Raw genomic sequence first — 24,228 nt, forward strand, 5'->3', positions numbered from 1 at the left:
AGAACGCTCCTCACGGTATACTGCTCACGCGCGCCAAGGCGTGGCGGAATGCGCAGCTTGAGGACATTGCGAGGCTCGCAAAATTAAACGACCCAGGGCCGCAAGTCGCTAGCGCAAACACGCTGCTTATCCGATGACGCCGCATTAAAATTTTTACCAATTACAGGAGCCCAGCAATATGGCCGGAAGCAGTCTCTTAACCCTGATCGATGACATTGCCACCATCCTCGACGACGTCGCGGCGATGAGCAAGGTCGCCGCCAAGAAAACCTCGGGCGTGCTGGGCGATGATCTCGCCCTCAATGCGCAGCAGGTCTCCGGTATCAAGGCCGAACGCGAGTTGCCAGTGGTATGGGCGGTCGCAAAGGGCTCCTTCATCAACAAGCTCATCCTGGTGCCGACGGCACTGGCAATCAGTGCCTTCATCCCGTGGGCGGTGATTCCACTCCTGATGCTGGGCGGGGCTTTCCTGTGTTTCGAGGGCTTCGAGAAACTGGCGCACCGTTTCCTGCACAGCAAAGCGGAAGACGCCGCGCACCATGCCGAAGAGATCAAGGCCGTGGCCGACCCGGCGGTCGATCTGGTGGCGTTCGAGAAGGAGAAAATCAAAGGCGCGGTACGTACTGACTTCATTCTCTCCGCCGAAATCATCGTCATCACGCTGGGCACTGTCGCTGCCGCGCCTTTCATGTCGCAGGTGAGCGTGCTGGCGGTGATCGCCGTGGTGATGACCATCGGCGTATACGGCCTCGTCGCCGGCATCGTCAAGCTGGACGACGGCGGCCTGTACCTCAGCAAGAAGGGCGGAGTGCTGGCCGCAATAGGCGGCGTTATCCTGCGCGCGGCACCCATATTGATGAAGACGCTCTCCGTTGCCGGCACCGTCGCGATGTTCATGGTCGGCGGCAGCATCCTGATGCACGGCATTCCCGGCTGGCACCATGTGACGGAAAGCCTGCAGCATAGCGTATCGGGCATTCCCGTGATGGGCGGGTTCCTGACGGTCATCGGGCCGATGTTGCTGGACGCCGTTGCCGGTGTGATCGCGGGCGCTCTGATCCTGCTGGTCGTGACGCTGGGCGCGCGCGCCTACAAGGCCGTCCGGGCGGCTTGATGACAGACGCACCCACCATCACCTGGGCCGAAGGCGGCGCGGAGCATACCGCCCGCTGGCGTTCCGAAGTGGGCATGCCGCCGCCAAAGCGCGTGCAGGTCGCCGACGACACGCTCAAGGCCGATGTTGCCTACCGGCTGGCCTGCGAAGGCACGGCGCTGCTATGGCGCGGCGATTACCAGAACGCCAGGCAATTGCTGCAAGCGATGGCGCGCCGTATCGACCGCAAGCCGCGCAAGCAGGGCGCTACACCCGCCGAAGCTTTTCACCTGCATCGTCAGGCGCAATCGCAACGCGCCCGCACGCTGGGGATGCTGCTGATTCCGCTCGATGCCGGCTACCACATCCCGCTGCGCCGCGCACCCGAGGTCCAAACGGCCTGCGAAGAAGCCTACGGCCCTGCCGCCGAGGCATCGATTGTCTCGCTGCGCGAACTGCTGGGCCTCGTCGGTGCGCATGAGTGGCGCAAGAAAGGCGTGGCTATCGCCGCGCTCGGCGAGCGCATCCATCCGCACTACGGCGTGTTCTCGCCAGTGCGCGGCGAATACGTTGCGCTGGTCGATCAGGCCCCCTTGCCGTCGCAGGTGCTGGCTTTCGATATCGGTACCGGTACCGGTGTGCTCGCCGCTGTGCTTGCGCGACGTGGCATCGAGCATGTGATTGGCACGGATCAGGATCCGCGCGCCCTGCAATGCGCCCGTGAGAATATTGCCCGGCTGGGGCTGGAAAATCAGGTCGAAATCAAGCAGGTCGATCTCTTCCCCGCGGGTCGCGCGCCGCTCGTCGTCTGCAATCCGCCCTGGATACCGGCTCGCCCCAGTTCGCCCATCGAGGGCGCGATCTACGACCCCGAAAGCCGCATGCTGCTCGGCTTTCTTGACGGATTGAAAGATCATCTGGAACCGGGCGGGGAAGGTTGGCTGATCCTCTCCGATATCGCCGAACACCTCGGCCTGAGAACGCGCGAAACGCTGCTGTCCGCCATCGAAAACGCAGGCCTCACGGTAATCGAGCGCCTCGATACGCGCCCGCATCATCCCAAGGCCGCTGACCCGGACGATCCGCTACATGCGGCGCGGGCGCAGGAAATTACCTCACTCTGGCGATTGGGGATTGAAAGGTAACAAACGTTTCTTTTAAATTTATAAAGAAAACAATTGTTAGCATTATTGACGATCTAAAAAGCTAGGGTTATGATAACAATGGTTTCTTTTATAAAGTTAAGGGAAATTATTGTTACTATGAAATGCAATGAATCAACTATCCTGACGCATGACCAACTGCAAGAGCTGAAGCTTTTCGGCGAGCGCATTTCCCGCCTGCGCAAGGCACGCGGTGTTTTGCAGGCGGATGCCGCGGTACGCGCCGGAATATCCAGACCAACTGCGACCCGTATCGAAGCGGGCGATCCCGGACGCAGCCTCGGGCAAGTACTTCGTTATGTGGATGCGATTGCGCCGGGCACCAGCCTGCTCGATCTCCTGCTGGAAAATGATCCGGCCCTGAAGGCGCTGCGTGAAAAAGAAACTGTGCGCCGCGTCAGACTGCCTTCCGAGGCACAGATGAAAAAGCTGGATTTCTGACATGGCGTTGCGCGAGCTCTATGTTTTTGCCCGCATGGAGGAGGGATTCGTCCCGGCCGGCCTGCTGGCACTGACCGAAACCGCGCAGCGCGTGGAAGCCTCTCGCTTTGCTTATGGCACACGCTACCTGGAGCGCAAGAAGAGGTTCGAAATTGATCCGGTGAGTTTGTCTTTGGCAGGGGATATCAAGGGTATACAGCTCGTTCCCGCCAACCGGCTGGCTCAATTCGGCGGTATCCGGGATGCCGCGCCGGATGCCTGGGGGCGCCGTCTTATCGAGGCTCGACATCGTGTGCCGGCGAATAGCCTCCCTGAATCCGTCTATTTGCTGGAGGCCGGCAGTAATCGCGTGGGCGCCCTCGATGTCCGCGCAGCGCTCGACACGCCGGAGAGCGTTGGGGGCGGCACGATACATTCCTTGGGGTATTTGCTCGAAGCTGCCGAGCGGGTTGAGCGCGGCGAAAATATTCCCGCACAACTGACCGCGTTACTGAGCGATACCGCCGGCGCGGGCGGCGCGCGCCCCAAAGCTACCGTCCGTGACGATCAAGGACTGCTGTGGCTCGCAAAATTTCCCAGTATCAGCGACACCTTCGACGTGCCGACGGCGGAGTACGCGACCTTGCAACTCGCGGCGCTCTGCGGCATTTCCGTGCCCGCCGTCCGGCTCGAAAATCTTGGCGGCAGGGCCGTATTGCTGGTGCGCAGATTCGACCGCTATTGGGGCAACGCGGAAGACTTGCCGCCCGCCACCGTTTTACACGAAACATTACCGGGCGAGATGCTGGCCGAGAACCGGCTGCCTTTCGTCAGCGGCCTTACCATGCTGGGCTGCGACGAATATGACTCGCCTGCGAAAAGCTACGCCGATCTTGCCCATGCCGTGCGCCGTTATGCGCATACCTCCGTTATCCGCCAGAATACCCGCGAACTCTTTGCACGCATGGTCTTCAATATCTTTGTCAGCAACGACGACGATCATCTGCGCAATCACGGATTTGTACGCGACCCGCGACTTTCCGGCTGGCGGCTGAGCCCGCTGTACGACGTCGTTCCCAGGCCCGGTGTTGCCTACGAGCGCTTTCTGCATCTCGATATCGGAACGCAAGGCAAACTTGCCACGCTGGACAATGCGCTCTCCCGTTACGCTGTCTTTACGCTGGATCGGCCGGATGCCATTGGCGTGATCCGCGAGGTTTGGAGCATCATCCGGCAATGGCGCATGCATTTTGAAGGTTGGCACATTACAGGGCGAGTAATCGACCAGGTCGCTCCCGCGATCCGCGAACTCGAAGACATCGCGAGCCCGGCCTTGATGCGTGAAATCCGAAAGGCGGAGGAATAGCGCTTGCGCCCGGCGCGCGTCTTGCGGACTAATAAGGTGAGATTTGTAGGCCTGTAAGGGCGGTCTTTATAACTTATCCAAAGTCCGATCCAGTCATTACCGCGCTGCGTCTTGCATCGGTGTCGCAATGCCCCAACAATAATGCTGTCCAACCGGCGGAGGGAATATGCGTATCGGCGTACCCAGGGAAATCAAGATCCACGAATACCGCGTCGGCATCGTGCCGGCCAATGTACGCGAGCTGACCGAGCGCAGGCATGAGGTCATCGTCGAGACCGGGGCCGGAGCGGGCATAGGCGCGTCGGATGACGATTATCTGGGCGCGGGTGCGACCATCGTTGCCACGGCGCGCGCAGTGTTCGATGCCGCCGAACTGATCGTCAAGGTCAAGGAGCCGCAGGCCATTGAGCGTGCCTGGCTGCGCCCGGGGCAAATCCTATTTACCTACCTCCATCTCGCGCCCGACCCTCAACAGGCACGCGAGCTCATTGCCTCCGGTGCCACCTGCATCGCCTACGAAACCGTCACGGCCGACGATGGCAGCCTGCCGCTGCTGGCGCCGATGTCTGAGGTGGCAGGGCGCTTGTCGGTGCAGGCCGGCGCGTATTTTCTGGAAAAAGCCCACGGCGGGCGCGGCATATTGCTCGGCGGCGTACCGGGCGTAGCGCCGGCCAAGGTGGTCGTGATCGGTGGCGGGGTGGTCGGCACGCACGCCATCGAAGTCGCGGTCGGCATGGGCGCCGAGGTATGGGTGCTGGATCGCAACCTGGAAACCCTGCGCCGCCTATGGGCGCGCTTCGGCCGCAGCCTCAATACGGTTTTCTCCACGCACGATGCGATTGCCCATCACTGTGCCGAGGCCGACCTCGTCATCGGCGCGGTACTGCTCGCCGGCGCCGCCGCACCCAAGCTCATCACCCGCGACATGGTGCGCAACATGAAGCCCGGCGCGGTGATCGTGGACGTTGCCATCGACCAGGGCGGCTGCTGCGAAACCTCGCGGCCGACCACACATGACGATCCGGTCTACGTGGAGGAGGGCGTCATCCACTACTGTGTCGCCAACATGCCCGGCGCGGTGCCCAACACTTCCGCCTATGCGCTCAACAACGCCACGCTGCCGTACATCATCGCGCTGGCGGATCAAGGCCTCGACGCCTTGCAACAGCATCGTCATCTGCTTAACGGCCTCAACGTGCATCGCGGCATGGTCACGCATGCGCCGGTCGCTGAAGCGTTGGGGTATGATTTCGTGACGCCTGAAGAGGCGCTGGGTTTCTAAGAGAAAGGTTCTTGAGGATGCAAACGTATTACCCCTTGTTGATTATCTATTTTGTTTCGCTGGGCATCTGCTCGCTCTCCACCATCTATAAAACCTCCTGTTTCAAGAACATGCTGTGCAAGCAGATTCTAGGAAATATTTTCTGGAGTCTGATTCCGGTGGTGAATACCTTCAAGGCTGGGTTGTGGATTGTCTCGATGATAGTTGAGGCGGTGCAGAAACGGAAAATGCCTGACGGATCAAATTAGGGAGGTCGGGTCTCGCCCCGACAGGCGGGATACTTTTCTTTTGAGAAGCTAGCAAATACCCGCCTCACATAACAGCTTTGAATTATCATTCTTTGGCACTACAGAGATTTAAGCACGCAGAAAAAAGTTCGGAAGTCTCACTGAAGCGACCTAACTCTTCCTCCTGTGGCTCGTGTCAAACATTGGGCTGCTAATTGATCCACTCCGATTCGGCATGCCGACTAATTATTAATACTCAGAAATCCTTGGTACTTCTATGACATCTAGCAAAAAGCAGTACTGGTTCCCTGCGAAAACGGGACTTGGTTGGGGATGGGGCTTGCCGACCGCATGGCAAGGTTGGGTTGTTTTGGCTATCTTTCTTTGCCTCGCTCTGGCTGGAGCCGTCACAATACTTCCTGGATACGGCCAGAATGTCTTCATGGTTTACACCGGGGCGCTTTGCGTTTTGTTCGCCGCAATCTGCTGGACTAAGGGCGAGCGCCCGAGGTGGCGTTGGGGTAAAGAGTAACAAGGGACGCCGAATAAACTCGTCGACGGGAAACCCAAATGCTGCGCTTCGGTACACCTGTTACGTCCAACGTTATGCCGGTACGGAATCGTCGCCACCGCAGCTCGCTCTAACCCCTTCCCCAAAACAGGCGTAGCATAACAACTGGAACTCATCCCAAAAGGATCGGTTCCACGCGAGGCATCGAATCAAGGTCAACCTGACACGGGGATTACCGCGATGCATGCAGATTCAACCCTGCGTAAGCTATCCCACTTCCATGTCGCAATAACGCGGCGACTGGCGCTAGCCCTGCTGTTGCTCATTTCTGGCTGGGTGCTGGCCGCAGCGCAGCCCGTCATAGTCATGAAAATCGAAGGGGCCATCGGCCCGGCAACAGCGGATTATGTCGTGCGCGGCCTGACGCATGCGGCTGAGAAGCAGGCGCAGCTTGCCGTGCTGCAAATGGATACGCCAGGCGGGCTCGATGTTTCGATGCGGCAGATCATCAAGGCGATGCTGGCCTCCAAGGTGCCGGTGGCGGTTTATGTTGCGCCGAGTGGGGCGCGTGCTGCCAGTGCCGGAACCTACATCCTCTATGCCAGCCATATCGCCGCGATGGCGCCGGGCACCAACCTGGGCGCGGCCACGCCGGTGCAGATCGGCGGGCTGCCCGATCCGGCCAAGCCTGGATCCAAACCTGAGAAATCCGACGATGCAAAGGAGAAGGAAGACATTCCGGGGCAGGCCATGACCAAAAAACAGGTCAGCGATGCCGCCGCTTATATCCGCAGCCTGGCGCAGATGCGCGGGCGCAATGTCGATTGGGCGGAGAAGGCGGTGCGTGAGGCGGTGAGCCTGCCGGCCGATGATGCATTGAAACTCAAGGTGATCGATTACGTCGCTGCTGACCTGCCGCGTTTGTTGCAGCAACTCGATGGCGTGGCGGTCACCGTAGCGGGGCAGAGCATTCGCCTGGCAACTGCAGCGTCGCCGGTGATCCATTACGAGCCTGATTGGCGCACCCGGCTGCTGCTGGTCATCACCGATCCCAGCATTGCCCTGATCCTGTTGCTGATCGGTGTTTACGGGCTGTTTTTCGAGTTCATGTCGCCCGGTTTTGCCGTGCCCGGCGTACTGGGCGGCATCTGCCTGCTGCTGGCGCTGTATGGCTTGCATATGCTGCCGGTGAATTACGCGGGGCTGGCGCTGATATTGCTGGGGATCGCTTTCATGGTGGCCGAGGTGTTCGTGGGCAGCTTCGGGGTGCTCGGCATGGGCGGTGTGGTTTCCTTTGTCATCGGCGCGGTGATCCTGATTGACACCGAGTCGCCGGGTTTCGGCATACCGCTGGGGCTGATCGTCCTTGTCGCTACGACGAGCGCCATCATGCTGGCGCTGATTGGGGGCATGGCGCTCAAGGCGCGTCGGCGGCAAGTGGTGAGCGGCGACGGCGCGCTGATCGGCAGCACCGGCCGGATGCTGGGCGACGCGGAAACCGAAGGTTGGGCGCTGGTGGGCGGCGAGAGCTGGCGCGTGCATGCCAACGGCCCGGTGCGAAGCGGGCAGAAGGTGCGTGTGCTGGCCCGCGACGGCCTGCTGCTGCGAGTCGAAGCTACGGAGTCGGAAGCAGATACGAAAGGAGAATAGTCATGTTCCAATTCGGATTCATTGGCGTTGTATTCCTGGTACTCGCATTGATCGCCTCGTCGTTTCGCATCCTGCGCGAATACGAGCGCGGCGTCGTGTTTTTGCTTGGCCGGTTCTGGAAGGTCAAAGGGCCGGGGCTGGTGCTGGTGATTCCCGGCATCCAGCAATTGGTGCGCGTCGATCTGCGCACCCGGGTGCTCGACGTGCCGACGCAGGACGTGATCTCGCGCGACAATGTTTCGGTCAAAGTGAATGCGGTGGTGTATTTCCGTGTGGTCGATCCGCAACGGGCGATCATTCAGGTCGAGCAATACCTGAATGCGACCAGCCAGCTTGCGCAGACCACGCTGCGGGCGGTGCTGGGCAAGCATGAGCTGGACGAGATGCTGGCCGAGCGCGAACGCCTCAACGTGGATATCCAGCAGGTGCTGGACGCGCAAACCGATGCGTGGGGAATCAAGGTGGCCAATGTCGAAATCAAGCATGTCGATATCGACGAATCGATGGTGCGCGCCATCGCCAAGCAGGCCGAAGCCGAGCGGGAACGCCGCGCCAAGGTGATCCATGCCGAAGGTGAGTTGCAGGCTTCGGAGAAACTACTGCAAGCCGCGCAGATGCTGGCGCGTCAGCCGGAGGCGATTCAGTTGCGCTATTTGCAGACGCTGGCTGCTATCACCGGGGACAAATCCTCGACCATCGTTTTTCCGGTGCCGATGGACCTGCTTTCAGCCCTGAAAGCCGTGGCGGGGAAAAATACCGAACGCTAGCGCTACAACTTGCATTCGCTGTCTTAATCGAAGCCCTCGACCTGCAAGCGCCACAAATCCTTGAACAGCCCGCCTTCCTTCCTGAGCAAGGCGGGCGGTCCATCCTCGTAAACCCGTCCATCCACCAGCACCAGCACCCTGTCGAACGACGCCACGGTCGATAGCCGGTGCGCGATCGCAACCACCGTGCGCCCGCGCATCAGATCGGCCAGCGCCATCTGGATATCGCGCTCCGACTGCATGTCCAGCGCGGATGTCGCTTCGTCCAGGATCAGGATGGGCGCATCCTTCAGAAACGCCCGCGCGATGCCCAACCGCTGCCGCTGGCCACCGGAAAGCCGGACGCCGCGCTCGCCGACGATGGTGTCGTAGCCTTGCGGCAGTTCGCGGATGAACTCGTCGCAATAGGCGTTGCGGGCGGCACCGTAGACTTCTTCGTCCGTTGCGTCGGGGCGGCCGTAGCGGATGTTTTCCAGCACCGAGCGATGGAATAGCGCGATGTCCTGCGGCACGACCGCGATGCGCGCGCGCAGGCTGTCCTGCGTGACTTCGGTGATCGGCTGGCCGTCGATGAGGATGCGGCCGCCCTGCACATCGTCCAGGCGCTGGATGAGGCTGATAAGGGTGGATTTGCCCGCGCCGGACGGGCCGACCAGGCCGACGCGCTGACCGGCGGGAATGTCGAGATCAAAGCCTTCGAATACCTCGCGGCCATCGGGGTAGGTATAGCTCACGTTTTCGAAACGGATGGCGCCGAGCACGGCGCGCAGTTTTGCGGCGTGGCCGGGGTCGCGCACTTCGTGCGGTTGGGCGATGACTTGCAGGGTTTCGTTGATGACGCCGAATTGCTGCGCGGTGCCGACCAGCGCCAGCGCAAGATCGCGCGAGCCATGCAGGATACGGAAGGTGAGCGCGCTGACGATGACGACGTCGCCGGTGGTGATGCTGCCGCCGCGCCACAGCGTAATCGCCCAGGCCAGCATGCCGCCTGCCATCAGCACCAGACAGACATCATGGATCAGGCGCGCTTTTTCGATGTACATCCAGCTTTTGCGCTGGGCGCGGGCTTCGACGCCGAGCTCGCCGGATAGCCGCTGCCGTTCGCGCGCACGGGCCGAGAAGGCTTTGACCGTCCACACGTTGCTGACCACGTCGACCAACTCGCCGCTCGCCTTGGAGGCGAGTTCGGCATAGGTGCGATGCACCTGGCGGCCGCGGATGCCGAAGACGATCAGCAGCCAGCCGACCAGCAGCACGCTGGCAATCAGCGCGAGCGCCATCGGCCAGCGGATCGTGCTGAGCACGATGACGGCGCCGAGGAAATCGGTAATCGGCGGCACGATATTCCAGATCAGCGTGCTGAACAGGCCACCGGTCGCGGCTGCGGCAGTGGTGACGCGGTTGCCCAGCGCTCCCGAGAAATGCTGGTTGAAGTAGCGCATCGGGTGGCCGGTAAGATGCTCGAAGAGATCGAGCCGCAGATCGACGCCGGTGGCAATGACAGCCTTGGAACCGATCACCCCGCCCAGCCGCCACAGCACGTTTTCCATCGCGATCAGTCCGATGAACAGCGCGAGCGGCGCCCAGACCAGCGCGGCCTGCCGGTTTTCGGCATCCATCGCGTCGATGAGCAGTTTCATCGCATATTGCACGCCCACCGCGCATGCGGCCGCGCCGACGATGACGGTGAACACCGTGCCGAACAGCCACGGCCGCATGCGCACGTAGCGCAACAAAAAGGGCAGGGCGCGCTCCGGAATCGGGCCGGGCGTGCCCGAGCCTGCGGGGCGAGTCATCGCGACAGGGCCGATGCGGAGTCCGTCGGGTCGTCAGCCGCAATGCGCATGCTGCTGACGCGGGTGTGCGGCTGCCAGCGGCGCAGCACGGAAGCCATCGGGGCATAGACCGGACGATGGCCGTTGATATCGGGCAAGCCGAGCAGGCCGGTGGGGCAATGGCGGTCGTTGTCCCAGCCGGGGTAATCCAGCACCGGATAGAGGCATACGCCCTCGATGGGGATATGTGCCGCCAGCGCCATGTCCACTTCATCGCAAACGGCTTCCAGCCACGGGCCGCGCTTGTCGCCTTCGGCCCCGGTTTCCGAAATCAGCATCGGTCGGCCGTAGCGCAGGTAAACCTCGCCCAGCAGATCGTGCAAGGGCCGGTAATGCGGCGAATCGGGATGGATGACTTCGGGGCCTTCACCGCCCAGATACCATTGGTTCTTCTCGTAGTAATTCAGGCCGACGATGTCGAGATATTCCGCACGGCCGCCCAGCCCCGGCCAGAGTTCGCCGGTGAGCATGTCGCAGGTCTGGAATTGCGCCCGGCGGTAGGCCTCGGCTTCATCCTTGTCGTGCGGGCGGTCCGGGTGCGCGACTACGTTGATCAAGGGCTCGGCAGTGATGAAGCGGCTGCGCGGCTCGATGTTGCGGATCAGCTCGATGGCGGCGATGGTGGCGCGTATCAGTTGGTGCTTGAGTTCCCAGCCCCGGCCGTAGGTCAGCGGGTGAATGTGTCCCTTGTCGCCGCCGGCCCAGGACCAGAAAGATACCTCATTGATCGGGCAGTAGATCGGGACTTCACCGGTTTCGTCGCGTATCAATCGTGCGACTTCGACGGCGTAGCGCGCAAAGCGATCCACGAATTCAGGCCGCCAGATGTCGATGTCGTCCGGCCAGCCATAGTGGCACAGATCCCAGATCACCTGTACTCCGGCATCGCGTGCGGCGTGCAGCATGGGCAGAAAGCTCGACCAGTCGTAACTGCCGGGGGTCGGCTCGACCAGATGCCAGCGGATGCCGTCGCGCATCGTGCGTATGCCGTGCGCGCGCAGTTGGGCATAGTCGCTCGCGGCCCAGCGGTCGTGCTGGGTGCCGGCGATCAGGTCGAGGCGGCGGCCATCTGCGCGCCGATGGGAGGAGCATTCGAAACCGCCCAGTACAAAACTCTGGAAGGCGTCCGATTTATTCATGATTAATCCTTTAAAACATTATCTTGGTAAATAAATTTAATGCTATTTGTTAATAACTGGATCCGGCTCTTGCCAGCTCGATAGGGGGCGCTACCCCGGTTTCGGCTTCGGCCAGCTTGTTGAAAATAGCCAATGCCTGGCCGACAACCTGATCCATGTTGTAGTAGCGATAGGTGGCTAGTCTTCCAACAAAGGTGACGTTTTGCCTCGCTTCGGCGAGCGCCTGGTATTTGCGATACAGCTCGGCGTTCTCCGCGCGAGGCACCGGGTAGTAGGGGTCGCCTTCCGCACTTGGAAACTCATAGGTCAGCGCTGTGCGAGCGTGGGTTTGTCCAGTCAGATGCTTGTACTCGGTGATGCGCGTGTACGCAATCGCCTCATCCGGATAGTTGACCACGCCGACGGGCTGAAATTGCGGCACATCCACGGTTTCATGCCGGAAAGCGAGCGAGCGGTAAGGCAGCTTGCCATAGCGGTAATCGAAAAACTCATCGATGGGTCCACTGTAGATCAAGTGGCGATAACTGATTTCCTTGCGTATCTCGGCGAAATCCGCGTTCAGCATGATCTTGATATTCGGATGGTCGAGCATGTTTTCGAACATCCGCGTATAACCATGCAGCGGCATTCGCTGGAATTCATCCTGGAAGTAGCGGTCGTCGGCATTCGTCCGCGTCGGCACGCGCGAGGTGACGGACTTATCGAGCTGCGACGGGTCCAGACCCCATTGCTTGCGCGTATAGCCGCGGAAGAATTTCTCGTACAGTTCGCGCCCGACCTGGTTGATGACGACATCCTCCGAGGTCCGGATATCCGCCACCGGCTCGGCACGCGCAGCAAGAAACTCTGCTGCCCCGGCCTCATCCAGGCCCAAGCCGTACAGCCGGTTGATCGTCGTGAGATTGATCGGAATCGGCACCAGGTTGTCGTCCACATGCGCCAGCACGCGATGCTCGTAAGGCCGCCACTGGGTAAAGCGCGACAGGTAATCCACGATGCGCTGCGCGTTGGTATGAAAGATATGCGGCCCGTAGCGATGAATGAGGATGCCTTCGTCGTTGTAATGATCGTAGGCGTTGCCGCCGATATGCGGCCGCCGGTCGATGATCAGCACGCGCTTGTTCAGCCCGGCGGCAAGCCGTTCCGCCAGTACGCTCCCGGCAAAGCCGGCGCCGACGATCAGATAGTCGAAACCTGCGTCTGCCATGACTCAGGCCCGTACGCGGCGAGCGGTTCGCCGCCCTGCGCCGAGTGCGGCCTGATAAGCCAGCGTTTCGGTGGTTGCTATGGCCTCGTCCATCAGCGCGTTCATGTTCTCCCAGGTGTTGTCCCAAGACATGTTGCGCAATTCGTGATCCGCGACTGCTGCGACCGCGGCGGGCGTTTGCATGTCATCCAGCGCATCCTCGATGGCGGAGACAAAGCCATTCACATCGCGGGCAATGCGCACGATAGCGCTTGTGCCATAGGCGCGCACCACGTCGCGGATGGGCGTTGAAACCACCGTGCGGCCGCCGGCCATGTACTCTGGCGTCTTGGTGGGGCTGATGAAACGGGTGGATTCGTTGATCGCAAATGGCATGATCGCCACGTCCCAGCCGCCCAGGTACTGCGGCAGTTCGTCGTACACCTTGGGGCCGAGATAATGGATGTTGGGGCGGCGCGGAAGCGTGGCCGGGTCGATCTTGACCACCGGGCCGACCAGCACGATATGCCAGTCCGGGCGGGCGGCGGCAACGGCGTCCACCAGTTCGATATCCAGCCGCTCGTCGATGACGCCATAGAAGCCCAGCCGGGGATGCGGGATGCGTGCTTGATCAACCGGCTCCTGCGCGATATTGCGGGCAGTGCGGAAATGATCCAGATCGACGCTGCTGGGGAAAGGGTGGGTGTTGGCGTGGTGGCGCTTCTTGGCTTCGTACAGGCTGACGCCGCCGGTGAATACGAGATCGGCGCGCTTCATCAGCCGCTGCTCGCGCTCGATCAGTTCCGGCGGGGCGCCGCGAAAGGCGGAAAGCTCATCCATGCAGTCGTAAACAATCAAGGTCGCGTCCAGATGGTCGGTAAACGCCAGGCTCATTGGCGTGTAGTACCACAACACGGGTTCGGCGCCTGAAATGGTGAGGTAGCGGTTCAGCAGCCTGCGCTGGTCGGCCTCGCCTTCGCGCGTGCCGATGTGCGAGGCCGGAATGCGCGGCACCAGCACGCGCACGCCGGGTTCCGGCATGCTGATATCCAGCCAGGGAGTGATCGCATCGGTCGCGATGGGCTCCTCAAAAAAAAGCACCTGGTAGGTGCGAGCAAAACGGCTCATCAAGTGCTGAGGTCGCTGGTAAACGAAGTTCCAGCGCAGGTGGGAAAGGCATAGCAACGTCGGCCGATTCGAATCGGGCAATGCGGCGAAGCCGCTCCCCGCCGATAACTTGCCTGTACTGCGTGTCTTGCCGATTTCAAACTGGAAAGGACCGGCCCAACTCATATTTTGCTCCTTGAAAGTAACGTACAAGAAATCCGCCGGACTCTGTATGCGAGGCCGTTTTTCTTGACCGACAGATGCAGGGGATACCTTCAGGTAGAGAAAAGCAAAAAGGTCGAGTTCCAGTGATTACACAGCTTCGGAATATTCCTACACAAGATTGGATGTAATTCCTACAAGAAACGGCGCTGCGTTTCAGGCCCGGTTTTGGGGTCCGCAGGCGTAATCGGATGTCCGGGAAACAGGCAAAAAAATGGCAAGTCCGCGCAATGCGCCGGCCTTGCCGAGGCCAACCTGCAACAGAGTCGGATGGTTAGGGGACTTCGGATGCGATCGAGACGAGTTCTTCGTCCGTGAAAAGTCGGGATCGGCCGATGAAGGTCGTACCATCCGGACCATCCAGCGCAAAGGTGCCGCCGCGCCCTTGCACTGCATCCACGATCAGATGCGTGTTCCGATAAAACTCGAATTCGCGGCCGCTCATGTAATACGGCGCGCCGCCGACCATGCCTAGGTAAACATCGTTGGGGCTGGTCTTGAATTCGCCCGCCGGATAACACAAAGGCACGCTGTTTTCGCAGCATCCGCCGGACTGGAAGAACATCACCGGGCCGTGCAGCCGGGTCAGGGTGGCGATCAGTTCCAGTGCTGCGGGCGTAGCCGAGACGCGTTCAACCATACAATCTTTCCGAAAGCCCCGCCCGGAGGCGGGGAAACGAAGGCCGGGAAATTAGAAGAAGCCCAGCTTCTTCGGGCTGTAGCTCACCAGCAGGTTCTTGGTTTGCTGGTAGTGGTCGAGCATCATCTTGTGGGTTTCGCGGCCGATGCCGGACTCCTTGTACCCGCCGAATGCAGCATGGGCCGGGTAGGCATGGTAGCAATTGGTCCAGACGCGTCCGGCCTTGATGCCGCGGCCCATGCGGTAGGCACGGTTGCCGTCGCGGCTCCACACACCGGCGCCGAGGCCGTAGGGCGTGTCGTTGGCAATCGCCAGCGCTTCGGCTTCGTCCTTGAATGTCGTCACGGCCAGCACCGGGCCGAAGATTTCTTCCTGGAAAATGCGCATCTTGTTGTGGCCCTTGAACAGGGTCGGGTTGATGTAGTAACCGCTGGAGAGATCGCCCCCCAGTTCGGCCTTGGTGCCGCCGGTCAGCACGGAAGCGCCTTCCTCCACACCCAGTTGCAGGTAGGACTGGATCTTTTCCATCTGCAGGTCGGAAGCCTGTGCGCCTAGCATGGTTTCGGTGTCGAGCGGGTTGCCCTGCTTGATCGCCTTGACACGCGGGATGACGCGCTCGATGAATTTGTCGTAGATAGATTCCTGGATCAGCGCGCGGGACGGGCAGGTACACACCTCGCCCTGATTGAAGGCGAACAGCACGAGACCTTCAATCGACTTGTCGAGGAAATCGTCGTCGGCCGCCATGATGTCTTCGAAGAAGATGTTCGGCGATTTGCCGCCCAGCTCCAACGTCGCGGGGATCAGCGAATTGGCTGCGGCCTGCGCGATGACACGTCCGGTCGCGGTCGAGCCGGTGAAGGCGATCTTGGCGATGCGCTTGCTGGTAGCCAGCGGCATGCCAACTTCGCGACCAAAACCGTTGACGATGTTGAGCACACCGGGTGGCAGCAGGTCGGCGATCAGTTCCGCCATGATCAGGATGCTGATCGGGGTGGATTCTGCGGGTTTCAGGATGACGCAATTGCCGGCGCCGATGGCGGGAGCGAGCTTCCATGCGGCCATCAGCAGCGGGAAGTTCCAGGGAATGATCTGGCCGACCACGCCCAGCGGCTCATGGTAGTGATAGGCCACGGTGTTTTCGTCGATTTCGCTGAGCGAACCTTCCTGCGAACGCAGGCAGCCGGCGAAATAACGGAAATGGTCAATGCTCAAGGGAACGTCGGCATTCAGGGTTTCGCGGATCGGCTTGCCGTTGTCCACTGTTTCCGCGTAGGCCAGCAGCTCCAGGTTGGCCTCGAGACGGTCTGCGATCTTGAGCAGGATGTTGGAGCGTTCGCCGGGCGCGGTCTTGCCCCATTTGTCGGCGATGGCGTGCGCGGCATCGAGTGCCAGCTCGACGTCTGCGGCGCCCGAACGCGCAGCTTGCGTGTAAGGCTTGCCGGTTACCGGAGTGATGACGTCGAAGTATTGTCCTTCGACAGGGGGAACCCATTTGCCGCCGATGAAATTATCGTATTTGGCTTTGTACTGGATTTTGGCCCCAGCTTGACCGGGAAATGCGTAAATCATGACTTCTCCTCAGAAAATTGTGCATGCAATTGCAGTTTGCCCTGTGCCGGCTAACTTGCATGACCATGAGCAGTTTCTGTGCCGGATATTGCATTCGATTCAAGCTATTGAATACAAATATTTTTATGGTTATTTTATTTTCATGGATACGGCATTCTGTCTCAAGTTGAGACGAAACTCCTGTCTCATTGCGAGACGGGAGTTTGCGTGAAGAACCAAACTCAGCTTTCGGCCGTCAGGCTTTGCAGCGTATCGGCCACGTCGCGCGTATGCCCAGCGGTAACGGCGGTCTGCGTACTGTAGCTTTCGATGGCGTCCAGCATGCCGGTCATGCCGGAAACCTCTTGCGATTGGCGTTCTATCATTTCCGCCACAAGAACGATCTCTCGCGCCAGCGCCGAGATGTCGCTGCCGATCTCATCGGCGCTGCCGCGCGATTTTTCCGCCAGGCGGCGCACTTCGTCGGCTACCACCGCGAAGCCGCGCCCCTGTTCGCCGGCACGCGCGGCTTCAATGGCGGCATTCAGCGCCAGCAGGTTGGTCTGATCAGAAATCTGCTGGATCACTTCCACGACGCCCTGGATGCGCTGGCTGGCCTCGGCCAGGTTGTGTGCGCTGCCGGCGACGTCACGGGCTTGGCCGGCCAGGGTTTCGATGGTTTTGCCGGCCTGGTGGATGGCGTCCTGCTGTTCCGAGAGCTTATGGGTCAGGGTATTGACCGAGCCGTAAAGATCGCTCGAGCAGGATTTCAGGTGTTCGGCGGTCGTTTCGCGCTGGGTCTGGGCATCCATCATGATCTCGCCAAGGCCGTTCAGGTCGCGCACCACCGAGATCAGGTTGGCGTCGATGTTGTCCGGATTGACGCGGCTGCCGAAGTTACCGACCTTGTAGTCGGAAATCTGCTGCATCATCACCCGCGACACGCCGGCCAGCTTGGCATGGCTGCGGCGCAGGAAGAAGGCCTTGAACTCGCCGTAATGTCCGACGAAATTGTCGACATAATCGTCGCGGAAGTTATCGCCCGGCCCCACACGGAAAAAGAACACGGCAGTCAATGTCTGGTTGAGGTTCAATCCGAGGATTTCGCCGAAGGTCGAGAATCCGGCTAATTGGCTATTGTTGAATACCTTGTCCAGCCCGGCCAGTTCGCGGCCGTTATACAGCCGCCGCAGGATGCAGTCGTTGAGCATGCCGGCAAGCGGCGCGCCCGGCTTGCCAGTCATGAAAGCGCGGAAATCCCGTTCGGTGGTGGCGACAAAAGGCGTGCGCTTGACCAGCACCAACTCCTCGCCGGCGCCGATATCGCAGTAGAAGTTCACCCGATCGTGCTCGAAGTCGAGCCTGGCTACCGAGCGCACGAACAGCTCGTCCTTGACCTTGATCGCGAAGGAGTAGCTGTCGAGCTTGCCCTGGAGCTGATTCCGGTTGCACGCCAGGGTTTCGCACAAGGCGTCGATCAGGGATACCACGCGTCCGCTGGCATTGATCACCTGCCGTACGTGGCGGCCTTCGACCGAGGCGCTGAATACCTGGTAGCTCGCACCGGCGGGCTCGAAGTTCTGGCTCTTGAACACGCCGAAGCGGATGCCGGGCGCCATTTTCAGGAAAGCGATCACCGCATGGTTGATCAGCTTGCGCTTGCCGTCGTGTATCCATGTCCCGCTGAAATCGAGCTTGCCGCCCGCGGAGGCGCCGACGAACAGGCAAGGGAAGCGGCCAGTGTCATACAGCGATTCCATGAAGAACGATTCGGAATTCGATAGCCCGTCGAACAGAATGTAGGCAAAGGTATCGTGGTAGTCGATATCCATGCCCACGCGCGCCTCCCGGATGTTCTGCCGGATGAGCGCCAGGCGCTGGTCGTAGTCCATGCTGGGTTGTCCCGCGCGCAGATCTTCGCTGGCGAGCGGCACCGCGACGATTTCGGCCTGGCCGATCAGCGAACGCTCGAACAATTGCAGTACTACCCGGTCGCGGTTGTCTCCGGCCTCGCAGTACAAATGCCCGTCGCCGTTGCCGCAGAGCTCGCCTGCCGTACTGGTCAACAGCATGGCAGCGCCGGGAAAGCGGCGGGCAATGGCGGCAGCGACTTCATCCAGATTGACTCCGGGCGCGGCATAACCGCTGATGAAGGCAGGTGAGCAATGCAGTTCCGCAATCTGGCCAGGCAGATCGCGGGAGTTGGTTTGCAGCGTATGCACGCCTTGGATAGCCGATTTTGAAAAGCCGGGGAAGCGCATGATGTGATCTTTCTTTCCGAAACGTATGCTCAATCGGCTTTCGCATCATTCGTGCCATGTGAGAATTTTTTGGATGTCATTGATTTATAAAAACATTACAAATGGTCAACGGCGTGGCGTATCATGCAAATCTCATATTGAGACGAACGATTGTCCTTAAACGAGACGCTGCGATCTGAACTCATGACACGCTCGACCTATCACGCGCGCATCCGCGATGCCCGCAATCAATTGCTGGATGGCGGCAGCGTCCCGCACGGCGTCCTGCCCGAACCGATCGAGCGCTCCTGGTCGCGCTGCGCCAACACCGGCCTTTCGGTCGAGCTCAATCCCAGTATCGAGCCGATGGTGAATCGGGCGCTCGAGGAAATCCGCGAGAAGAATTCCCGTCTGCTGCACCAGGCGCGGCCGGAGATGGAAAACCTGCACGCGCAGATTTTCGGTACGCAGAGCATGGTGATACTCACCGATGCCAGCGGCACTATCCTGCATGTGCTGGGCAATCCGGAATTCATCGGCAAGGCGCAGCGCGTGGCCTTGCAGCCGGGGGTGACATGGAGCGAGGGCAATACCGGCACCAATGCCATTGGCACTGCGCTGGTCGAGGAGGCGCCGGTATTCGTGATGGGCGCCGAGCACTACTTCAGCCAGAACGCCTTTCTCAACTGTTCCGCCGCGCCCATCATCGATCCATACGGCAAGGCCATAGGCGTGCTGGACGTCTCGGGTGACTACCGCCAGCCGCAGGCGCACACCATGGCCCTGGTGCGCATGTCGGCGCAGATGATCGAGAATCGGCTGTTCGGCGTCGAGTTCGCGCGCGATGTCACGCTGCATTTTCATTCCCGCCCGGAATTCATCGGCACCCTGTGGGAAGGCATCGCGGTTTTTTCGCCTTCGGGCCGTCTGCAGGCGATCAATCGCAGCGGCATGATGCAGCTTGGCGTGAACGGCGCCGATCATGCCGGACTGGAGTTCCGGAACCTGTTCGAGGGGACGCTGGAAGCTTTGCTCGACGCCGCGCGAACCGCGTTGCCGCACAGCACACCGCTGGCCATGCGCAGCGGACATCGCCTGCACACGAAGGTGGAACCGGGCGTCATGGCGATGGCAGCCGTCAGCAGCCCCGCCCGTGCGGCAAAAGTGGCCGCGAAGGGAGATCTGCCCAATCCGGGAATGCTGGAGGCGCTGGACACTGGCGATGCGCAAATGCACAAGGTTATCTCCAGCGTGAAAAAAGTCCTGGGACGAGAAATTCCCATCCTGATCGAGGGCGAGACCGGCACCGGCAAGGAGTTGCTGGCCAAGGCCATCCACGCCGCCGGCAAGCGCGGCAAAGGGCCGTTCGTGGCGATCAATTGCGCTTCGATTCCGGAAGGCCTGATTGAAGCCGAGCTGTTCGGGTACGAGGAGGGCGCTTTTACCGGCGCCAAGCGCAGCGGCGTGCCGGGCAAGATCATGCAAGCCAGTGGCGGCACGCTGTTTCTGGATGAGATCGGCGAAATGCCGATGCAACTCCAGGCGCGTCTGTTGCGCGTGCTGCAGGAACGTGAAATCGTGCCTCTGGGCGGCGCCAAGGGCATGCCGGTCGATATTGCCGTGGTCTCGGCTACTAATCGCAAGCTGCGAGAGCACGTCGAACAAGGCAATTTTCGCGAAGATCTCTATTACCGCCTCAACGGCCTGCGCGTGCCCTTGCCGCCGTTGCGGCAACGCAGCGACCTGCATGCATTGGTCGAGCGCATCCTGAGCGAAGAAAACGAAGAGCACGTCATACTCCATCCCGACACGCAGAGCATGTTCGCCCGCCACCCCTGGCGCGGCAATGTACGCCAGCTGCGCAACGTGCTGCGCGCGGCGCTGGCCTTCCTTGAAGGCGACCACGTTATCGCGCGTCATCATTTGCCCGAGGATTTCATTGAGGAACTCGAACACGTCAATCCGACTCCTACACGCAGGACGTCGCGCGCGGGTATCTTGAATATCGAAGCGGCCGAAATTGATTTGATCCGTCAGGCGCTGGCTGACGAGAATGGAAATGTTACTACCGCTGCCAGCAGACTGGGCATCAGCCGAGCTACTCTCTACCGCAAGGTGAAACGCCTTAACCTGGCCTGATTCCGGATCCAAAAGTAATTCTGACGTCCCTGATAATCGAAGCCGGACTTTAGTTCTGGCCACTTCGCCTGAAAAAGCGAATTCGAGGAGACGCCGGATGTTTCTGGGCAGCATCAATCATGCGTCATTCAACTTGCGCTCCTGGCTTGCCCGAAGCGCCACCTTGCTGTTTTTTTATTCCAGTCTTGTCGGGTGTGCGACCGTACCCGATGCCGATGCGGTCATCAATGGTACAAATTCGGATGCCAATCCGCGCGTGATGGGCGCAAAAGGGCCGTTGACGGCGAAGCAGAGCAAGGCGTTGTTTGAGCGCCTGGGTCTGAACGCCCAGAATAGCGATCTTTTCAAGCGCCATCTGGCCGTCGAGCAGGAGATCGCGGAAAGTCCGCTCGTCACCGGGAACTCCACGCGTTTACTGCGCGATGGCGAGCAGACCTTCGATGCGATTTTTGATGCGATTCGCTCCGCCAAACACCATGTGAACATGGAGTATTACATTCTGGAGAATGTCGAGCACAAGGGCACCAAGCTTGCCGATCTTCTGGTCGCCAAGCGGCAGGAGGGCGTACAAATCAATATCCTTTACGATAGTTTCGGCTCGATCTCCACGCCGCCCGAGTTCTTCGACCGCTTGCGCAAGGCGGGCGTAAAAGTGCTGGAATTCAATCCGATGAATCCGCTGGAACGCCGTCGCATCATCAAGTCGCCCAATGACCGCGATCATCGCAAGATCCTGGTCGTCGACGGGCATACGGCTATCGTCGGGGGCATCAATCTCAGCGTTAACTACCAAAGCAGGCCTTTCGACGCCACGGGCGATAAAAAGATGGAGCATTGGCGCGATACCGACTTGGAGGTGCGAGGGCCTGTCGTGGCAGAGCTGCAGAAGCTGTTCTTCGACCAATGGTATAAGCATCTGGGCGAGAAAATCGATGACAAAGGCTATTTTCCTCCTCTGAAACCGAATGGTATCGAGGTTGTACGCGTGATCGGCAGTGGGCCGGATCACGAGATTTCCAGGTTTTACGTCACTTTGCTGTCGGCGATCCGCAACGCTGAAAAAACCATCTGGATCACCAACAGCTATTTCTTGCCGACCAAGGGCATGAAGCAGGACTTGATGGATGCCGCCCGGCGCGGCGTCGATGTGCGGCTGCTGGTCCAGGGAAAAAGCGATGTACAGGCTACGCTTGCTGCGCAACGATCGCATTACAGTGATTTGCTCGAAGCCGGTGTGAAGGTCTACGAAAGCGACCATGCCATCCTGCATGCCAAGACGGTGGTGATTGACGGGGTGTGGTCGGTAGTCGGCTCTTCCAACCTGGATCACCGTAGCGTGCTATATAACGACGAAGTCGATGTGATCGTGCTCGGAGAAGTCACCGGTAAGGAAGTGGAGAGTATGTTCAAGGATGATATCGCCAAGGCGAAGTCGATCCAGTTGGCAGAATGGAAGCGTCGGCCGATGCTGCAAAGACTGAATGAGTTCTTCTCAAGATTCTTTCAGAATATTATGTAAGTTATTTATTTATAATGAATTGTTCATGCGCCTGTGTTCATTCCGTTTCATTTCAAGATAGGTTGTCCGATCCACTTCATGCAATTGCACCGCGTATTGCTCGAGGGTGTCGATGCATGCTTTCAGTCGTGTCTCGAACTGGTCCTTGGCAGGGGCGTTCAGGAACGAATCGATCGCCACGTAATAGCGCATCGCATTGCGTTCCACTACACCGCGTACGCCGCTGATATATTCAGGCTTGCCGTCCGCCCGCGTGCCGACCGGCGTAAAGCCCACCTTGCCGCGTCCCAGTGAGGCGAGGTATCCCTTCATGGCTATCTTTCCGGACATCCCGAATCCGTAGGCATAGGTCAAGTGGATGAATGTCAGGTGATTATCGGCGGGCATCGCTTCCAGGATGATGCGGTAATCGTGCGTGCTCAACGGGCCTCGGGGCGCACTCAGGCTGGTCGCGAAATAGGTTTTTCCGGAATCCAGTACGCTGTAGCGGAACTCCACCGGGTGGGTATCCTTGAGCGGCTGTTCCATCTTCCGCCCAAGGTGGACCGTAAGCGTACTACCCCTGGCATCCTGCCCGACACGGCAATATTTGACGTTGAGATGCAGTATCAGGACTTCGCACCAATTCACCGGCTTGCCGGAGGGATCGTTCAGCGCGCCATTCACAACGGGAAATGGCTGGGAGACCAGTGCATAAATGTCGCCCTTGAGCTCATTCGACGACTCATGGGATTCGATATAAAGCGAGCGGTTATAGGCGTTATTGTGCAGTTTTGGCGTGAGACGCTCATAGCTGGCACGTAAGGTAGTAGCGGAAGGTTTCATGTCGAGCCCCGCGTAGGCCTGATGGCCGTTAAACAGAAACAGGGCGACAGCCAGCAGCAGGAACGATAGCGTAATGCCATGTCCGCGCCCAGACTGACGGCGCACCTCAGGCATAGCTGCGCAATTGTCGCGAAAAATCGCTTAATGCCGCAATACCGCTTTCTTCCGCACGCCGGCACCAGTCTTCGAGCTGTTGCAGCAGCTGTTCCCGCGATGCATTGGTCCGGGCAATGAGCGCCGCCAGCTCCTGTCGCATCGAGTACACCGTCTGCAATACCGTGCTGGACATCAGTGCCTGGCGCAATACCGCATGATCCTTTTCAGGTAGGGATTCCGCATCCCGCTGCAGCCAGCGTCGCATCGTGGCCGGCAGGCGAGCCACTTTCAGGGCCGCCACTTCGTGTTTTACCGTACTTCTGAGCGACCGGGTAAATCCGGCCAGGACCGCATAGCGATGGGTCAGGATGGCCTGCAAGGTGTCCAGGTCGCACTTTGCCTTGGAAGTATCGAAACGTAACCGGGCCGCGACCCTGTTCACGTGTGCAAGCTTGAGCATGGCCAGCAGCCGGATGTACATCCAGCCGATGTCGAATTCCCACCAGCGGCTGGAGAGCCGCGCCGAGTTGCTGTAGGCGTGATGATTGTTATGCAGTTCCTCGCCGCCGATCAGCAAACCCCACGGCACGATATTCCTGGAAGCATCGCGCGTGACGAAACTGCGATAGCCGAGGTAATGTCCCACGCCGTTGATCACCCCGGCCGCGAAGACCGGAATCCATAGCATTTGCACCGCCCAGACGGTAAGGCCGATGACGCCGAATAGCACAATATCTATGATCAGCATCAGCGCGATGCCGAGTACGGTGTGAGGCGTATAAAGGTGACGTTCGATCCAGTCGTCGGGCGTGCCGCGACCGTAGATCGCAAGCGTTTCCCGATTGGCGGCTTCCTCACCATACAGTTCCGTGCCCTCCAGCAACACCTTGGCAATGCCGTAAATCTGCGGACTGTGCGGGTCATCGACGGTCTCGCACTTAGCGTGATGCTTGCGATGGATGGCGACCCATTCGCGCGTTACCATGCCGGTAGTGAGCCACAGCCAGAAGCGGAAGAAATGGCTGGCGACGGGATGCAGATCGAGTGCGCGGTGGGCCTGATGGCGATGGAGGAAAATGGTGACTGAAGCGATGGTGACATGAGTGAGTATCAAGGTCACCAGAACCAGGCCCCACCAGGGAAGTGCGAACAGACCGAAACCCATTGTGAACTCCTGCAAGCATGAAAAAGCGCGCCGTCGAGGATTTTGTAAGCCTTTGTAAGCGCGTGCGTAAATGTAGGTTAAAGTT

At 59.9% G+C, this 24,228-nt stretch carries 19 protein-coding genes; 10 read left to right on the plus strand and 9 right to left on the minus strand.

The features are described 5' to 3' along the window. Positions 1 to 178: 178 nt before the first annotated feature. The 8 genes from A7976_RS00560 to A7976_RS00595 all read left to right on the plus strand — a co-directional run bounded on the left by A7976_RS00560 (position 179) and on the right by A7976_RS00595 (position 8,479). Positions 179 to 1,114 carry a DUF808 domain-containing protein gene (locus A7976_RS00560; RefSeq protein WP_067105729.1) on the plus strand — a complete coding sequence of 312 codons (936 nt, stop codon included), beginning with the start codon at positions 179 to 181 and terminating at the stop codon, positions 1,112 to 1,114. After that, positions 1,114 to 2,238, plus strand: a complete 1,125-nt coding sequence (locus A7976_RS00565; protein WP_067105731.1) for a class I SAM-dependent methyltransferase — start codon at positions 1,114 to 1,116, stop codon at positions 2,236 to 2,238. Before A7976_RS00560 ends, A7976_RS00565 begins: the two co-directional genes overlap by 1 nt. A gap of 117 nt (positions 2,239 to 2,355) precedes the next feature. Continuing rightward, positions 2,356 to 2,697, plus strand: a complete 342-nt coding sequence (locus tag A7976_RS00570; protein ID WP_067105733.1) for a helix-turn-helix domain-containing protein — start codon at positions 2,356 to 2,358, stop codon at positions 2,695 to 2,697. A gap of 1 nt (position 2,698) precedes the next feature. Next, a complete protein-coding gene (locus A7976_RS00575) occupies positions 2,699 to 4,042 on the plus strand; it encodes a type II toxin-antitoxin system HipA family toxin (RefSeq protein WP_067105735.1) in 1,344 nt (447 codons plus the stop codon). A 166-nt stretch (positions 4,043 to 4,208) separates the two neighbouring features. After that, on the plus strand, positions 4,209 to 5,324 hold the full coding sequence (gene ald, locus A7976_RS00580; protein WP_067105737.1) for an alanine dehydrogenase: 1,116 nt from the start codon (positions 4,209 to 4,211) through the stop codon (positions 5,322 to 5,324). Between the two features lie 17 nt (positions 5,325 to 5,341). Next, on the plus strand, positions 5,342 to 5,572 hold the full coding sequence (locus tag A7976_RS00585; RefSeq protein WP_067105739.1) for a hypothetical protein: 231 nt from the start codon (positions 5,342 to 5,344) through the stop codon (positions 5,570 to 5,572). A gap of 730 nt (positions 5,573 to 6,302) precedes the next feature. Next, positions 6,303 to 7,712 (plus strand): nodulation protein NfeD, encoded by a 1,410-nt coding sequence (locus tag A7976_RS00590; RefSeq protein WP_067105741.1) that lies wholly within the window; start codon positions 6,303 to 6,305, stop codon positions 7,710 to 7,712. 2 nt (positions 7,713 to 7,714) lie between these two features. Next, positions 7,715 to 8,479, plus strand: coding sequence for a slipin family protein (locus A7976_RS00595; protein ID WP_067105743.1), 765 nt, complete (start codon positions 7,715 to 7,717; stop codon positions 8,477 to 8,479). Positions 8,480 to 8,502: 23 nt separating this feature from the next. Here A7976_RS00595 and A7976_RS00600 read toward each other — a convergent pair whose 3' ends face one another. The 7 genes from A7976_RS00600 to A7976_RS00630 all read right to left on the minus strand — a co-directional run bounded on the left by A7976_RS00600 (position 8,503) and on the right by A7976_RS00630 (position 18,420). Then, complete coding sequence (locus A7976_RS00600) at positions 8,503 to 10,275, minus strand: ABC transporter ATP-binding protein (protein ID WP_082877903.1); 1,773 nt, start codon at positions 10,273 to 10,275, stop codon at positions 8,503 to 8,505. Beyond that, complete coding sequence (locus A7976_RS00605) at positions 10,272 to 11,453, minus strand: beta-galactosidase (RefSeq protein ID WP_067105745.1); 1,182 nt, start codon at positions 11,451 to 11,453, stop codon at positions 10,272 to 10,274. Before A7976_RS00605 ends, A7976_RS00600 begins: the two co-directional genes overlap by 4 nt. A 49-nt stretch (positions 11,454 to 11,502) precedes the next feature. Further along, complete coding sequence (glf, locus tag A7976_RS15245; protein WP_067105747.1) at positions 11,503 to 12,660, minus strand: UDP-galactopyranose mutase; 1,158 nt, start codon at positions 12,658 to 12,660, stop codon at positions 11,503 to 11,505. Between the two features lie 3 nt (positions 12,661 to 12,663). Then, on the minus strand, positions 12,664 to 13,932 hold the full coding sequence (locus A7976_RS15250) for a glycosyltransferase family 1 protein (protein ID WP_067105749.1): 1,269 nt from the start codon (positions 13,930 to 13,932) through the stop codon (positions 12,664 to 12,666). Between the two features lie 310 nt (positions 13,933 to 14,242). Continuing rightward, positions 14,243 to 14,608, minus strand: a complete 366-nt coding sequence (locus A7976_RS00620; RefSeq protein WP_067105751.1) for a DUF779 domain-containing protein — start codon at positions 14,606 to 14,608, stop codon at positions 14,243 to 14,245. Between the two features lie 51 nt (positions 14,609 to 14,659). Then, entirely contained in the window at positions 14,660 to 16,180 is a 1,521-nt protein-coding gene (gene adh, locus A7976_RS00625; protein WP_067105753.1) for an aldehyde dehydrogenase, read from the minus strand. 221 nt (positions 16,181 to 16,401) lie between these two features. Then, positions 16,402 to 18,420, minus strand: coding sequence for a methyl-accepting chemotaxis protein (locus A7976_RS00630; protein ID WP_067107190.1), 2,019 nt, complete (start codon positions 18,418 to 18,420; stop codon positions 16,402 to 16,404). Between the two features lie 183 nt (positions 18,421 to 18,603). Here A7976_RS00630 and A7976_RS00635 point away from each other — a divergent pair, with 183 nt between their 5' ends. Continuing rightward, complete coding sequence (locus A7976_RS00635; protein ID WP_067105755.1) at positions 18,604 to 20,538, plus strand: sigma-54-dependent Fis family transcriptional regulator; 1,935 nt, start codon at positions 18,604 to 18,606, stop codon at positions 20,536 to 20,538. A 97-nt stretch (positions 20,539 to 20,635) separates the two neighbouring features. Further along, on the plus strand, positions 20,636 to 22,057 hold the full coding sequence (gene cls, locus A7976_RS00640) for a cardiolipin synthase (RefSeq protein WP_082877904.1): 1,422 nt from the start codon (positions 20,636 to 20,638) through the stop codon (positions 22,055 to 22,057). A gap of 9 nt (positions 22,058 to 22,066) precedes the next feature. On the opposite strand, the gene A7976_RS00645 is transcribed toward cls, so the two are convergent. Beyond that, a complete protein-coding gene (locus A7976_RS00645; RefSeq protein ID WP_067105757.1) occupies positions 22,067 to 22,996 on the minus strand; it encodes a hypothetical protein in 930 nt (309 codons plus the stop codon). Beyond that, on the minus strand, positions 22,989 to 24,143 hold the full coding sequence (locus A7976_RS00650; protein ID WP_067105759.1) for a fatty acid desaturase: 1,155 nt from the start codon (positions 24,141 to 24,143) through the stop codon (positions 22,989 to 22,991). Before A7976_RS00650 ends, A7976_RS00645 begins: the two co-directional genes overlap by 8 nt. Between the last annotated feature and the right edge of the window lie 85 nt (positions 24,144 to 24,228).

It is taken from the genome of Methylobacillus sp. MM3, from assembly GCF_001645185.1.
Classification (GTDB): domain Bacteria; phylum Pseudomonadota; class Gammaproteobacteria; order Burkholderiales; family Methylophilaceae; genus MM2.

Coding starts and splice junctions, on each gene's coding strand:
- A7976_RS00560 (WP_067105729.1), top strand. CDS start 179: ATGGCCGGAAGCAGTCTCTTAACCCTGATCGATGACATTGCCACCATC.
- A7976_RS00565 (WP_067105731.1), top strand. CDS start 1,114: ATGACAGACGCACCCACCATCACCTGGGCCGAAGGCGGCGCGGAGCAT.
- A7976_RS00570 (WP_067105733.1), top strand. CDS start 2,356: ATGAAATGCAATGAATCAACTATCCTGACGCATGACCAACTGCAAGAG.
- A7976_RS00575 (WP_067105735.1), top strand. CDS start 2,699: ATGGCGTTGCGCGAGCTCTATGTTTTTGCCCGCATGGAGGAGGGATTC.
- ald (WP_067105737.1), top strand. CDS start 4,209: ATGCGTATCGGCGTACCCAGGGAAATCAAGATCCACGAATACCGCGTC.
- A7976_RS00585 (WP_067105739.1), top strand. CDS start 5,342: ATGCAAACGTATTACCCCTTGTTGATTATCTATTTTGTTTCGCTGGGC.
- A7976_RS00590 (WP_067105741.1), top strand. CDS start 6,303: ATGCATGCAGATTCAACCCTGCGTAAGCTATCCCACTTCCATGTCGCA.
- A7976_RS00595 (WP_067105743.1), top strand. CDS start 7,715: ATGTTCCAATTCGGATTCATTGGCGTTGTATTCCTGGTACTCGCATTG.
- A7976_RS00600 (WP_082877903.1), bottom strand. CDS start 10,275: ATGACTCGCCCCGCAGGCTCGGGCACGCCCGGCCCGATTCCGGAGCGC.
- A7976_RS00605 (WP_067105745.1), bottom strand. CDS start 11,453: ATGAATAAATCGGACGCCTTCCAGAGTTTTGTACTGGGCGGTTTCGAA.
- glf (WP_067105747.1), bottom strand. CDS start 12,660: ATGGCAGACGCAGGTTTCGACTATCTGATCGTCGGCGCCGGCTTTGCC.
- A7976_RS15250 (WP_067105749.1), bottom strand. CDS start 13,932: ATGAGTTGGGCCGGTCCTTTCCAGTTTGAAATCGGCAAGACACGCAGT.
- A7976_RS00620 (WP_067105751.1), bottom strand. CDS start 14,608: ATGGTTGAACGCGTCTCGGCTACGCCCGCAGCACTGGAACTGATCGCC.
- adh (WP_067105753.1), bottom strand. CDS start 16,180: ATGATTTACGCATTTCCCGGTCAAGCTGGGGCCAAAATCCAGTACAAA.
- A7976_RS00630 (WP_067107190.1), bottom strand. CDS start 18,420: ATGCGCTTCCCCGGCTTTTCAAAATCGGCTATCCAAGGCGTGCATACG.
- A7976_RS00635 (WP_067105755.1), top strand. CDS start 18,604: ATGACACGCTCGACCTATCACGCGCGCATCCGCGATGCCCGCAATCAA.
- cls (WP_082877904.1), top strand. CDS start 20,636: ATGTTTCTGGGCAGCATCAATCATGCGTCATTCAACTTGCGCTCCTGG.
- A7976_RS00645 (WP_067105757.1), bottom strand. CDS start 22,996: ATGCCTGAGGTGCGCCGTCAGTCTGGGCGCGGACATGGCATTACGCTA.
- A7976_RS00650 (WP_067105759.1), bottom strand. CDS start 24,143: ATGGGTTTCGGTCTGTTCGCACTTCCCTGGTGGGGCCTGGTTCTGGTG.